Origin of the sequence: Novipirellula caenicola (assembly GCF_039545035.1) — a bacterium.
GTDB lineage: Bacteria > Planctomycetota > Planctomycetia > Pirellulales > Pirellulaceae > Novipirellula > Novipirellula caenicola.
Genome location: NZ_BAABRO010000005.1, coordinates 309,358 through 322,274 on the forward strand (window position 1 = coordinate 309,358; position 12,917 = coordinate 322,274).

General features: G+C 52.2%; 10 protein-coding genes and 1 pseudogene. 5 read left to right on the top strand and 6 right to left on the bottom strand.

Annotated features, from left to right (window positions below; translation table 11 throughout):
• Window positions 1-571: 571 nt before the first annotated feature.
• Together ABEA92_RS12945 and repC are read left to right on the top strand one after the other, a co-directional pair.
• A pseudogene (locus ABEA92_RS12945) lies at window positions 572-1,132 on the top strand (helix-turn-helix domain-containing protein); the annotation flags it as partial.
• A gap of 3 nt (window positions 1,133-1,135) precedes the next feature.
• Window positions 1,136-1,810 (top strand): replication initiation protein RepC, encoded by a 675-nt coding sequence (gene repC / locus ABEA92_RS12950; protein ID WP_345684437.1) that lies wholly within the window; start codon window positions 1,136-1,138, stop codon window positions 1,808-1,810.
• Here the strand turns inward: repC and ABEA92_RS12955 are convergent.
• The 3 genes from ABEA92_RS12955 to ABEA92_RS12965 form a co-directional block, all read right to left on the bottom strand.
• Window positions 1,802-2,320: a Pycsar system effector family protein gene (locus ABEA92_RS12955; RefSeq protein ID WP_345684253.1), complete on the bottom strand. Its 519-nt coding sequence runs from the start codon at window positions 2,318-2,320 to the stop codon at window positions 1,802-1,804. The two genes, repC and ABEA92_RS12955, sit on opposite strands and share 9 nt — an antisense overlap.
• On the bottom strand, window positions 2,320-3,276 hold the full coding sequence (locus ABEA92_RS12960; protein WP_345684254.1) for an adenylate/guanylate cyclase domain-containing protein: 957 nt from the start codon (window positions 3,274-3,276) through the stop codon (window positions 2,320-2,322). The genes ABEA92_RS12955 and ABEA92_RS12960 overlap by 1 nt, the downstream gene beginning before the upstream one ends.
• A gap of 234 nt (window positions 3,277-3,510) precedes the next feature.
• Complete coding sequence (locus ABEA92_RS12965; protein ID WP_345684255.1) at window positions 3,511-3,888, bottom strand: hypothetical protein; 378 nt, start codon at window positions 3,886-3,888, stop codon at window positions 3,511-3,513.
• 1,452 nt (window positions 3,889-5,340) lie between these two features.
• Between ABEA92_RS12965 and ABEA92_RS12970 the strand changes: the two genes are divergently transcribed.
• Window positions 5,341-6,546, top strand: a complete 1,206-nt coding sequence (locus tag ABEA92_RS12970; RefSeq protein WP_345684256.1) for a catalase family protein — start codon at window positions 5,341-5,343, stop codon at window positions 6,544-6,546.
• Window positions 6,547-7,002: 456 nt separating this feature from the next.
• On the opposite strand, the gene ABEA92_RS12975 is transcribed toward ABEA92_RS12970, so the two are convergent.
• On the bottom strand, window positions 7,003-8,379 hold the full coding sequence (locus ABEA92_RS12975) for an AI-2E family transporter (protein ID WP_345684257.1): 1,377 nt from the start codon (window positions 8,377-8,379) through the stop codon (window positions 7,003-7,005).
• 263 nt (window positions 8,380-8,642) lie between these two features.
• On the opposite strand from ABEA92_RS12975, the gene ABEA92_RS12980 reads away from it, so the two are divergent.
• Complete coding sequence (locus tag ABEA92_RS12980) at window positions 8,643-9,023, top strand: hypothetical protein (protein ID WP_345684258.1); 381 nt, start codon at window positions 8,643-8,645, stop codon at window positions 9,021-9,023.
• A gap of 442 nt (window positions 9,024-9,465) precedes the next feature.
• Here the strand turns inward: ABEA92_RS12980 and ABEA92_RS12985 are convergent, their stop codons facing one another.
• Together ABEA92_RS12985 and ABEA92_RS12990 are read right to left on the bottom strand one after the other, a co-directional pair.
• Window positions 9,466-9,738 (bottom strand): hypothetical protein, encoded by a 273-nt coding sequence (locus tag ABEA92_RS12985; protein WP_345684259.1) that lies wholly within the window; start codon window positions 9,736-9,738, stop codon window positions 9,466-9,468.
• A 647-nt stretch (window positions 9,739-10,385) separates the two neighbouring features.
• A complete protein-coding gene (locus tag ABEA92_RS12990) occupies window positions 10,386-10,514 on the bottom strand; it encodes a hypothetical protein (RefSeq protein WP_345684260.1) in 129 nt (42 codons plus the stop codon).
• Between the two features lie 499 nt (window positions 10,515-11,013).
• On the opposite strand from ABEA92_RS12990, the gene ABEA92_RS12995 reads away from it, so the two are divergent.
• Window positions 11,014-12,528: a sialate O-acetylesterase gene (locus tag ABEA92_RS12995; protein WP_345684261.1), complete on the top strand. Its 1,515-nt coding sequence runs from the start codon at window positions 11,014-11,016 to the stop codon at window positions 12,526-12,528.
• Window positions 12,529-12,917: the final 389 nt, after the last annotated feature.

Sequence of the window (12,917 nt, forward strand, 5' to 3'; positions counted from 1 at the left end):
TCACAAGGTGCGCATGCGCGTTTGGCGGATGTTCACGGCAGATATTCACCTATCTGTCCCGTCATGGTGTGCATGTACGGTGTGCATGCTCACGACCGTGCATTTTTTCCAATCTGTTCCGCTGCATGCCTTTGCTTTCTGCGATTTGTCGCGCACCGATGACAATGAGCGTGTACGTCGTGCATGGCCATGTTGCAACATGTACAGCAAGAAACACTCGAAAACTGTGCAAGAATCGTGTAGGGTGGTTTGCAGTTGGCTCGAATCAGTGCCAGCTATTCTCTGAGAACGCGAGCGTTCTGCTGCGTTTTTTCCAACGATTAACAACCATCAAGAAGAGGAGGGCGACATCTCGAAAGAAGTCTGACCAAGAAAGCAAAAGACCACCGTTGGTAGCGGCGGTCTATGAAAGAGGAGCGTAATGTGATCTCCGAGAGCTTGGATTTCACGGTAGCGCGAATCAGTACGTCATGCAAGTCAAAAAGTGATTCTGCAAAGGTTATCCCTATGCCGATTCCCTGGAGTTTTACATGACCGCTTGGATCACCGATGAGGGAACGCCAAATATGACATGGAAGAACATTATTCAACGACCACCGAGTATTCCCATTGCCGTGCGGGTCGCATCGCGAGCTATCGCCATCGTGACCGCTATGAGCTGTTTTGCGAATTCGTAGGCATTGAGCAGGGCGTAAATCGCTACGAACTTTTATTGCTCGTCAAGAAGTTGGGCAAAGGTGGTGGCTTTACGCCGCGCATGATCCAGCTACTTGACCATTACATGGCGTTTACTCAGGCGCAGGACTGGCAGGAGGGGAGTCGTCCGATCGTTTACCAGTCCTTGAGCCGCACCGCCCTTGAGCTTGGCGTATCCGAGCGTCAAATTTAAAAGCTAGAAAGCCGATTGTTCGAGGTCGGTGCTATCATCTGGAACGATTCCGGAAACCATAAGCGACATGGTTATCGTGACAAAAAGACAGGTAGGATCGTCTACGCCTTCGGCGTTGACCTTTCTCCACTCGCTGCGATCAGAGCGGACCTGGAGAAGAAGCTTGCCGAGAAACAAAGCCTTCAACTACAGTGGATGCAAACAAAGCGAAAGATCAGTTGGTATCGCAGTCAGATCCGCGCCATGATGTCAGCCAAAGCCGAGGAGGGGAGTTGTGTTATCGACGCGCAGGCATGCTATGAGGAGATTGCCATTCAAATTCGCACTCATCTCGGTTTGCCGGAACTGATCATTCTCTGTACACGCCACAAAGAATTATTCGATGAACTCGACAGTCAATGGTCAAAGGTTGTTGTAGATGCAAGTGCCGCTCTTGATGAGAAGGAAGAGGGTGAAACACTTCCTCCAGTATCGAAAAACAGTTCACTCACAAACGAACAAAAGTTCGCCCACAAACAACCTACCAATCCAATTAATAAATTTAATAAATTAAAGCGGCTATCGCCGGGAACAGGCTTTCAGGAAAGCAAACAGGAAAAGCCGGTACCTAACAATCGCGTACTCAGCTCAGGGAAAGACCAGATTCAACTTAGTGAAGTCGTTCATGCAGCAAGCGAAAGGTTCAAAGAACGATTACTCGTCGCCAAACCGACGTGGCCGGATGTCGTTGAAACCGCTTCTCACCTTGCTTCGACGCTTGGCATCACCCAAACCGTCTGGGGAAACGCTTGTCAACGAATGGGACGACACGGAGCGGCAGTATGCGTGATGCGGGTCGATCTCGCTTGTCAGCGAACAAATAACCCCGTTCGCAATCCTCAAGCGTATTTTTGCTCCCTGATGACGGCCGGGTCAGCCTGATACCAAAAAGTGAAGCCCCGCTAGGACAATTGCGATGCACAAGCATAGCATTGATATCGCTAGGCGATCATATTTCGTGTTGGCGATACTGCTAAGAACGAAATTATGAGCTAAGACATCTTGTAAAACGTCCTCGTCGGTCCTGCTCGTAAAGGAGTTAACAAACTGCTCTACGTCGCCATGGGCCAAGATTTCTTTCCAAAAGATAAAACCTGGACGGACAACGCTTTTTTTCATCATAGAACGAAAAGGATGCTGTGTATCTTTAAGTGTTATTAATCTCGGGAAAACTGTCATAATTGCAAATGCCATTGCCGTTGCAGTAAAGACCAGCAAAACAGAACCCACGATTTCGCTGCTGTTGGAACAACCGGTTTTGGGAGCGAAATATGCTACGAGTGCGGATGCGAACGTAATTACTACGCCCGCCTTCGCATCGGCAAAAGCGATGTACTGATTGAGATAGCTATGTGTTTTCCATGCTTGTTCAATTTTACTGATACTGTCCATCAAACCGATGCCATCTTTTCACTACATGAAATTTCGAATCCGCCATTAATCGCCGAAGGGAAGAGGGTCCCGTCGGGCGACGTTGGTATCGTCGCCCATGCATTTGGCCCAACCCGCACACTGTTCGTACCGCCTGTAAGATGACACGCTCGATTGATCGGCGAGCCGTAAGCCGTCAATTCATGTGATTTTAGCCAGCCCACCTTCGTAACAACCATCGCGCCACTTTCGATACCTATGCCAATTGATAGGGAAACGTCAATTCCGCCCTCATTAAGCACCGGTTGAATTGCATCTTGAACCGCTTCGAGAAGCTGAAACCCTGAGGTGATCGCTGTCTGATTTGCATCTCGCTTTTGATGACTCTCGGGCTCATCCTGTTCGCGGTATACTTTGGTTAAACCAAATCCTGCGAATACTCCGTCCCCGCGATAGTTCATCACAGTACCTCCCAATCTCTTTAATGACCAAGCAAGAGTTGGTAGCAAGGTATGCACTAAAACGTATGTGTTTTCTCCCCCCAGTGCCTCTGCCATGGCCGTTGAACCACGCAAATCAATCGCTAGCACGCTTGACCATGTGCCAACGCCAGTCCCAGTTTCCAAGTCGGCAAACTCATCGTCTTCTATGAGCGAGTTCGCAATGATCCGATCCTCGGCAAGTATCTCAGCACTTGCGCTTTTTGTCGAAAAGTGAATGCTTTTTGCGGACTTGGTTGCAAACGCAAATCTTTCTTCTGCGAATCTACGTGTTTTTGAAATACTTAATGTCTTCAAGGCTTTGATACTCCGGTACAAATTGGCGGCCTGACTGGGGGACCAGCAAACCGCGCGCCAGGCAGTATGGGCAATTTGCGTTGCCTGGGCAGTTGCGTTTTCCGCACTTTGTCGTGTCAACAATCGTGCCCTTGCCAAAATGACAGCCCCGTCCGCCACTGTTCCATTAATTGGGCACATGATTAGAGGGAGCTTCGTTGCTTGTGCTGGACAACTGTGCTGTCTACTTTGCCAAGGCTAATAGGCAGATATATCGTCGTGGTGACGCCATTGCAGGCCAAGCCGAAGCGTTCTACCTGCATCATGGCCCTTTCAGGATACTGAGCCGCGAACCGAGTGAGCGGCTGTTGCTTTTGCCGATCACCAACACCAATGCGTGATGACAGGTTTCTCATCCGCGTTTTGAAACGCGTATTAGTCGGCAGAATGAAATTCCGCGTCTTCAAAGCGTTTCGGAAAGACCGTTGCAGAAAATCTTTTCATACAGTCGATGAGGTCGGCGATTGCCAACGTCCCGTCAAAGCTTCGATAGGGAATACTTTCGCCTGCCTTTAGCATGTGTTCACAGGTTTCTCGATCCACGGCCAGGACAGAAATTGAGACGTCATTCCCCTTCACAGAGTTTGCACCATTGATTCGTAATGCAACAGGCATCATTCCTTTGGGGACTGATGCCGCTTTTGCAGCCACTGCTAACAGGTCTGACGACGAACCGGCATCACGGTATTCGTCGATCGCGATGCGTCCGACGTAATCGTCGTATTGAACGGACGTTTGAAAAGGATTGGACAAGTGAAAACTCCTTTGGCAATCACGGGAAATGGGTGATACGAAATCACACCCGAGTGAAGCGTTATTGTCCCTTCTAGCGTCCCGCCCGAAAGGTGCCGTCGAAGGCGTGTTGCAGCTCAAGACGCTCATTTCGCAGAACTGCGTTTGATCGGCTTTTTTCGAGCCGGAATAGGGATTAGTGGGGGGACTTTTTGCTGTCCGTGGACTGCGTAGTTACATCAGACCGATAACTCCACCGATGTCGCCAGGTTCGGGAAATCCCCCTATTTATCCCCCCACTAATTCGATAAATCTGTAGCTGGTTAAAGCCAGGTCGAAATTTGGTCAAAAGGAAAACCCCGTGGAACACGGGGTTTTCGCAAGCATCCGGAACGCATTAGGAAAGCTTGTTTTGTCTTCGGAACCGAGGGTTGGGGGCTCGAATCCCTCCGGGTGTACTCAAACCCGCTCTGGACGCAATTTAAAGTGTCCAGGGCGGGTTTTTTCGTGCTTTTTCGGCATTTTCGCAGATCCAAGGGATGTCACATCTGCGCGAGCGGCTTTCTTTCGGCTGACTGCGTCGTGGCGATCGGCGGGTCATTCCGGGTGTAAAACGCCCGATCGATGGCGCCCCCGCCCGCACCACCGCGCAAGCTGCCCCGTCGCCGTTGACCGTCCCATGGCAAAGAATCGTCGATGGGTATAGGTGCACAACACCGGCCTATTTTCGCTCGACAGCCAGCAAGGCGACTCGCAGTCGGCGATGACTTTGGTTGCGGCAACCTCAACGTCATCCCGATCGTCGAATCGGTCTGCTCACGCTAGTCTCGCATGCCCTCGCAAGATGCTCTGCCCCCGATGGCTCCGATGGCTCCGATGGCTATGGCTCCTGTTGGCTCCGTCGATGGCTGCCCCCAAGGCCTGACCCTGGTGATGCCTCCGCCCCAAGGTCGCTGCAACCCTTGGAGAATCCCAATGGGGGAGACAACGAGAACGGTTGGCCTCCCCTTGGTTTCCCGCAGAAGCATTTTGGCGTTCGACAAATAGATTGACGACACTAAGGTCCGGTAGCCAAACGCATTCGAAACAACTGAAGATGGCAAAAACATCCTGGTTTGAATTTCGTTGCCGTTGGCTTCCTAACAGGTTCCTATACGTGTCCGTAGCTGCGTCGAGCACTCTTACTTAAATTTATCCATCGCGACTCACGTATACTTTTTTTGATAACCACCTCTCATATGACGCCTTCGCCGAAATCAATTCACCGCCCCAAAGGATTTTTGCAAACACCCTGGACTTGGTGAGGCGAACTTTTATCTCAATAAGATTGGGGGAAAAGACTTCTGCATCAACACGATTCAAATTGCCCAGTTGACGGCACGGGGAGTTCCGCCAAACCAAGCATTTCTGTTTCACCGAAAGACTGTTCGTACCTTCTTTACTCTCTGGCATTTTTTTTGAATGGAACTGCAAATGTTTGTGCGAATACTAGTCGTCAGCATTTTTGTAGGGAGCACCTGGGCCTCATCAGATGAGCCTCTAGTTGGACTCGCTCATTTAATAGAGGCTCGTGTCGAAGCAACTGACTTCGAGAAGATTGCCCCAAGCGAACAGGAAATGATCCAAGCGATTGTTAAGGCAACCGGCGTCCAGATGGCTACTCGCTATAAGGGCGGCGAAACGGCACGGCGAAACCAACATGCGAAGAGTCACGGATGCGTGGGCGGAAAATTCACAATCCGTGAAGATATTGACGCAAAATACCAAGTCGGATTATTTAGCAGCGTGAGAAGCTACGATGCGATTGTTCGCTTCTCCAACGCGGATTCGCGCGACCGCGACGATTCGCCGGAGCTCGCTCCTGGCGTCCGTATGCACGGAAGTCGTGGGATGGCAATCAAGGTGCTAGGGATATCTGGGGAGTCCTTACTTCCGCAGCACGGCGCTTTGACACAGGATTTCGTTATGATCAATTCGCCAGTTTTTGTTTTCGCCAATGTAGAGGACTATGCGCTGGCTAGCCGATTGATCGCTGAACACGGGGATGATAAAGGGGGTACTGAATTCTTCAGAATGCGTCAAATGCCAGGTACTACAGCAGAGCAAAAGGCCAGAGCCGCAGAGACCGGAAGAATAGCAGCCCAAATACGATCCGCTGGAACACCTGCCCCATTTCAAACTCCGCCGACCACTCCTTTCGAGAATTCATATTTTGGCGCGGCTCCCTTTTTGTTCGGCACTGATCAGGTGATGCGTTTTCGTGTCGTGCCAATCGATGAAAACGCGGAGGGCAAACAGCCACTGATCGAAGAGTCTAACTACCTTCGTGAGGGACTCGCCAACCGGCTAAGCTCAGGTGAACCAGTCCGCTTCGTTTTCGAAGCTCAAATTCGCTCGAAAGCACAAATCACTGACATCATCACACAAATCGAAAATGCAAGTCTTGAATGGCAGGACAATCCAGAAGAATATCCCTGGACCGCATTGGCAGACTTAGTAGTCAACTCCTCAGAACCGCTAGATGAAGCGGTGTGTGAGTCGCTTGTGTTCACGCCGTGGCATTGTCTAAAAGAGCATCAACCTCTCGGCTCCATCAATCGGCTGCGAAAAGCAGTCTATTTAGAATCTGCAATGATACGCAATATGCCGAAGGAACCAGCTTCTTTGCCCGACCGTTAGTCTCCCATCGAAGCAGAGTTCCGATTTGCCTGGGTTGGTTGCACTGTTCGGCTGAGAGGGCTATCTGAGTTTGTAAACGGCAGTGAAGTGTCGGCGAACGGTTTTTCCAATGACTTCAGGATCTCTTTGCAATTCTTTTCTGGCCATGTCGGTCATGAGATTTCTCCGTGCTCTCAACTATTAAAACAACTTGCTAGCTGTCTCACGTATGTTGGCACAGAGGGCAGCCCCTCTCCCCAAGTAAGCTTGGGCGGGAGGGGATCCAACGGAGAGGCAAGCGATCAAGCGAGCTGGGCAGTTGCGAAGCGGTGGTGGGCAGTCGCGAAGCGGTGGTGGCACCTAGCCGTGGTCGTGAGTCCACGGAAGACGATTTCTGCGGCAACCGACTGTAGCATGACCCTTCTGCGCCATGCCGGTGTGACCGATGGAAAAACGCACGGCCCAAAGGGGGCCATGCTACGGCTGAAGCCGCGACGGACGAGCAGAGCGGCCGGCCATCAATGCGGCTAGCGGTTTCGTTTCGTCAAATCGTTCCAACACAATCTTGAACCCTGCGGCGATCGGGGTCGCCAAGAACATGCCTATGATCCCCCACATCATCCCCCAAAACATCAGCGATAGTAGCACGACGACGGGATGCAAATCGGACGATTCCCCCATCAACTTGGGCTCGACCAAATTGCCGCTGGCCACTTGAATCAACGACGTCACCCCGATCGCGGAAATCATCCACGCCAAATTGCCGCTGGGGTCGAATAGAATCAACGGAACCGGCAATAGACTGGCTACGATCGGTCCGACGTTGGGCACAAAATTCAGCAAGAAGGCCAACACGCCAAAGGTAAACGCCATCGGCACACCAAATAGTCGCAGCGCCAATCCAAATGCCAACCCGGTGAAGATCGAGATGATCGTTTTCAGCCCCAAGTACACTCGAACTTGATGGTTGATCTCTTGAATCGTTTCGTTGTGTGAAACCAACGACGGTGTTCCTAACAACAAAAAGAAGACAAAGATCAACACCACAACGCTGGTCGATACCAAACTGAACAGTGATTGTGAGACGATTGCGATGCCTTGCCGAGCAAGCGATTCCACCAACTCTTGTGATCCACCCGGTCGTGGCGGCGGGGTGTAAGGAACCTGGGGCTCCGCGTCGACAATCATTGACGATTGTATTGGGGTGGGACCGATCAAATCACGGCTGGCTTCAATATTGGGAGCCAGTGGAGATACCAATGCCAAATTGTCATCGAGCTCGTCTACTTTATCGGACACCGCAAGGGGAACCTCCAGCGGCAGTAGCACTGCGTCCTCGGGAACGGGCTCCGATTGGTTCTCGCGATCAGACTCGGCTGTCAACACGAGCTCGTTGCTTCGCGGTCGACGAAAATTTAGATCAAGTGTGACATACTTATCCACTTGCTGGGCGATCGCTTCGATCCGGTCAACGTAGCGAGTAGAGTTCTTTGCCAGATCGGTCATCGAAATGGAAATCGCCATGCCAAACAGGATCAGCAGTGCGACACCGGAGAGAAACGTGATGGCAGCAGCGACGATCCGAGTCACCCCCAAAGTCCGCTCTAACACCGACAGGATCGGACTGAGACCGCTGACGACAAACAGGGCCACCACGAATGGCACCAAAACCGGTCGCAGCCAATAGATCAAGTAAGTGGATCCGAGCACCGCCAACACTAACAGGGAAGCGGTTTGTATTTTCTGCTGCGTTGATCGATCGATATCAAACAGCGGCGTTTGCAGTTTATCTTTACGTGCAAAGTCGGCTGGCGGCGGATTCAGGTTGGGTGGGCCTTGGTCGAACATACTCATCTACTAGATTTGATGAAGTTTTCAGGACGAGAACGCGGAAGTACAGAAAACGATACGCAATCCGTTTATAATCTCGGTCTCACGATGACGCTACGACAGGGGCCGATCCAGGAGGTAAAGCAAAACTGCTGGCCTCCCAAAGCTATTTCACGTAGATCACGACGCTGTTGGATGATCTTCGTGGCAGGCCCAAACGGGATCACGTCAAAACCTTTGGCCAAACTGCGATTTGGTACGACAAGTATGCTCGAAAAATTGATCGCATGTCGATTCTGAATGTCGATGAGATGCTGGTTGACTATGGAGCCAACATGGCAGCGATGTTACGGGAAGGCGAGATGACGATGAAAGGCGTCGGCATGCGGACCTCCGTTCGTACACGCAGCAATCAACCCTCCTCGGGCGGTTACGGAATGGCCGTCGGCGGATACCGAGCCGGCATGGGCTACAACGGCAGCTTGTATGGCGTCCCCAGCACCTACGTCGGCGTCAATCCAATGACCGTGTCATTGCAAGCGAAAGGCCAAAGTGATGCGATTATACGTACCCAAGAACGAACGCAGGGGGCTTCGAGCGTCCAGCAATTGTGGAACCAAATCGACGAACAAACAGCGGCCGTCCAGCGAGAAATGGTCAGCAAGTAGAGCGCGGACTTTTAAGCGGGTAGGCAGAAATCATTGGGTGAAATCCCTATAGTCGCTTCGGCCAACGCTGCGAAGCATTCTTCTTAACCCGAACGCATAAGCGAGGGAATCTTTGTCTTGACTCGGTCCCTCGCTCACGCGTTTTGAAGTTGCGCGTTTGTATTTAGGGGCAAAGCCCCGGAGGTTTACCTAGCCCAGCCCAACGGGCTGAGGCCAAGAAAACCAATGAATTGTAGGGCCAACGGTCCGGCCGTTTACTCTTGTCATCAAGCCCGTCCGTTGCGGCGAGTACATCCTGAATCGCAGCGACAGTCGGTGACCATCAAGTCGATCGTGGTCGAAGATTGGTTTGGTCATTGGTGCCCCGATTCGAGTAGGAGTACGAGTACCGGCTGGCGCCTCAGCACGAGTACGAGATCACTTCGTGCCAGACCGGTTGCCGTCACCTGGGACGGGCGATTGAATTCCCATCTGAAAAACCGTGCAAGCCGTCCTCGGATGCACGGTTCGGTTCTGGCTTCCTGCTTTCTTCGTACTTGTACTCGTACTCAGCATCGCGGTACTCGTACTCGTCTCCGACATTGTACTCGGGCACGGACTCGGCCACGGTATCCGATCGTGCAATCAAGCGGGTCAACATCGAAACAATCCGTTTGGGCGTTCGCTTCAATTCACCATGTTGCTTGTCATCAAGCCCGTTCGTTGCGGCGAACACATCATGAATCGCAGCGACAGTCGGTAACCATCAAGTCGTTCGTGGTGGAAGATTGGTTTGGTTATTAGTGCCCCGTGGAAATCCATCTGATTCGCAGCGAATACCGCTCGCAAACGCTTGCCCGCGAATCACGCGAATCTCCACGAATGGGTGCCGCACAATGAAATTGCCCAAGGCCGAATGCAGAGCAGCGGACGCTGGAAACCATTCAAGACGCTGAAAAAGCCGCTCCAACGCTTGTGCATTTCTCTTGCACAGACATCTGCCATGCTTGGTTAAAAAATGGGAGGTTAGAAAATAGGAAGGCATACCGAATACATCGCCGGTATCCGCCGCAAATTTCAATACCTCGACATTTTATCTGTCGATTGCACTTGAGCTCCTCCAACTCGCTCCGCTCAACAATACGGCCCCTCTATCCTACGAACATCTGCCAGTAAACGAACAAGGAGAGGTGAGACGTCCCTGCTATCGACAGAAGACTAAGAAATCCTTGGTCGGAACACGAAGGTGGGAAAATACGGCACACCACGGTCCGACTTTCAAATCTTTCTGTCGCACCAATTTTCCTGTCTTGAATCCACGATTCTTCTGTTGCCTCTTCGGCTTCGTGGGCATACTCGATTTGTCATGATTGGAGTTCATAATCAGATCAAGAGCTTTGTGGCGTCACTGGTTGCCATGAAGACGTAGTGCAAAAGCGTGAGTGGATCTTCGACTCCGGGACTCTCGATGTCGCCCGCCAAGACGCGACCGCGAGTTTCACCTTCGGGCATGCACACACCGTGGGCAGTATCCAACAGGAAACCATGATTTCGGAGCTCAATCTCGTTCAGAGTTCGGCAGCCAGCCGATACCTTTCACCCTCACTACCTTTCGTATTTACGCATCAACGTTGCACTTCGATTTGCGTCTTATATCAACGCAGCAAAACTCGATACTGAGCCCGTGGCTAACGGTTATTCGGACGCTCCTTCACACCCGCTAGTCTTCAAGACCTTGCCAGTCCGCACGTTCATAAAAGTGACTGCTTGTTACCACTCGGTTTGCTTGCGATATACTCTTTTTCTCATGCGGACTCGGTCGATCCCCGTTTTTGGGTCGCATGGCGGCCATGTGATCGCTTGAACGTGCTCGACATCGTCGCTTCGATCCGGGGGCCACTGCCAAAAACGACCGTGAGCCAAACCTGACGAACCATCGCGAAGAGGCTTTCTTGAAGAGCCGAAGCCGAAATTTCGTTGGGCTCATTTCATCTGAACTGTGAGAACCCCAATGCGTGCATCATCCTTGCCACTCGTCCTGCTGCTAGTTGCTCTGCTACCCGAATTGCTTGCGGCCGATCAGCTTCGTGTCGCCGACGTCTTTACTGACAACGCCGTGTTACAGCAGGGTGTCAGGTTGCCGGTGTGGGGAACCACCACTGCGAATACGGAGGTCACCGTTCGTATCGCAGGCCAAACGAAGACGGTCCAGGCAGCAGATGATGGAACTTGGCGACTTGAGCTTTCGCCGCTGCGAGCCGACGGCACCGGTACGACCATGATCGTCGAATCGCAAGAGGATCGCCAGGAGTTTCGCAACCTACTCGTTGGTGAAGTGTGGTATGCCAGTGGTCAATCGAACATGCAAATGACGCTCCGAGCGTGTGCTCAGAAGATCCCCGCCATTCGCGAAATCGCCAAAGCCGCTGCGACCGACAACATTCGCTGGCTTCGGATCGATGAGCCCGATTCACCCCAACCCTTGAAACGCAGACAGAAGGTGACGCCTTGGCAACTCGATCATCCCACCAATCGGGCAACGCAATCTGCGGTCGCTTACCTTTTTGCTCGCAGCCTTCATGACAAGCTTGGTGTTCCGATTGGCATTATCGAGGGATCTTGGGGCGGCAAACCGATCGAAGGTTTCATTCCAAGAGCGCAGTTCGAAAAGCAGGAAACGTTGCAACCACTCCTTGCGCTTGCCGAGCAGGATCAACTTGATGCGCTGGCTAAGCTCGAAGGAGGCGTGATCATTCGCAACACCGCTGGCATGCCAGGGCGAATCTACAACGCGCGGGTGTCGCCAATTGCGCCCTTTGCGATACGTGGATTCATTTGGTATCAGGGAGAGTCCAATGCCGGTCATGGCGAAGATCCTCGCAATTACCGGTTCAAGATGCAATCGCTCGTCGAGGGCTGGCGAGAAACCTGGGGTCAACCGGAGCTTCCATTCTATTTTGTGCAACTACCGGCGTTCAAAGACGAGTTGACAGGTTGGATTCGCTTGCGTGAAGAGCAACGTCTTAGTCTGGACATTCCGCACACAGGAATGGCGGTGACGATCGACCTTCGCGACAGCGACATTCATCCGGCCAATAAACTTGATGTGGCCAAACGTCTGGCAAACTGGGCATTGGTGAAGACGTATGGAAAGCCGTTTCCTTGCAGTGGGCCGCTGTTTAGGTCGGCCACCGTCGACGGTGATTCGATGCGAGTCGAGTTCGAGCACGCGGATTCTGGTTTAATGGTGGCTCGCAAGGAAGGACTCGCTGCGGCAACGCCGACGCCTGATATCGCTCTGGCGCACTTTGAATTGGCAGATGAATCCGGCAATTGGCATCCCGCCCAGGCAACGATTGATGGTTCCGCCGTCATCGTTCAGAGCCCCGGGGTCAGGAAACCGCGAGCGGTCCGTTACGCCTGCAGCGGCGACCCAGAGAACGCGAACCTTTACAACCAAGCGGGGCTGCCGGCTTCACCGTTTTGCAGTGACCTGCAATTACTGGGGTGGGAGTCAAACAAATAACTTCGAACTCACCGAGACACCCACGACGACAAGCCTCGAAAAACAGCAGGCCGAGCGCAGGTTTTGAAATTGCGTTTTTAGACGTTCATCGGGCCAAAGGCCAAGCAATTTGCCAGCCGACGTCAGTAGATCCAAGTAAACGGCCGGGCCGTTGGCCCTACAATTCATTGTTTTTTTGGTCCCAGCCCGTTGGGCTGGGCTAGGTAAACGTCCGGGGCTTTGCCCCTAAATACAAATGCGCAACATCAAAAAAACGCAAGCGAGGCAACCCAACCCCGGCCGTTTTTACTTGTCGGCCTTGGAGATGTGACGGCTTGATAATGCAACACGACTCTATAGGGTGTGAGGCTACCCGACGCCGGGAATGTGGTATCGTAGGAGCCCTGTCA

Bases quoted from the DNA above. Each gene is read 5' to 3' on its own strand.
- repC (WP_345684437.1), top strand. From the start codon at position 1,136: ATGTCAGCCAAAGCCGAGGAGGGGAGTTGTGTTATCGACGCGCAGGCA.
- ABEA92_RS12955 (WP_345684253.1), bottom strand. From the start codon at position 2,320: ATGGACAGTATCAGTAAAATTGAACAAGCATGGAAAACACATAGCTAT.
- ABEA92_RS12960 (WP_345684254.1), bottom strand. From the start codon at position 3,276: ATGTGCCCAATTAATGGAACAGTGGCGGACGGGGCTGTCATTTTGGCA.
- ABEA92_RS12970 (WP_345684256.1), top strand. From the start codon at position 5,341: ATGTTTGTGCGAATACTAGTCGTCAGCATTTTTGTAGGGAGCACCTGG.
- ABEA92_RS12975 (WP_345684257.1), bottom strand. From the start codon at position 8,379: ATGAGTATGTTCGACCAAGGCCCACCCAACCTGAATCCGCCGCCAGCC.
- ABEA92_RS12980 (WP_345684258.1), top strand. From the start codon at position 8,643: ATGTCGATTCTGAATGTCGATGAGATGCTGGTTGACTATGGAGCCAAC.
- ABEA92_RS12990 (WP_345684260.1), bottom strand. From the start codon at position 10,514: ATGCCCGAAGGTGAAACTCGCGGTCGCGTCTTGGCGGGCGACATCGAG.
- ABEA92_RS12995 (WP_345684261.1), top strand. From the start codon at position 11,014: ATGCGTGCATCATCCTTGCCACTCGTCCTGCTGCTAGTTGCTCTGCTA.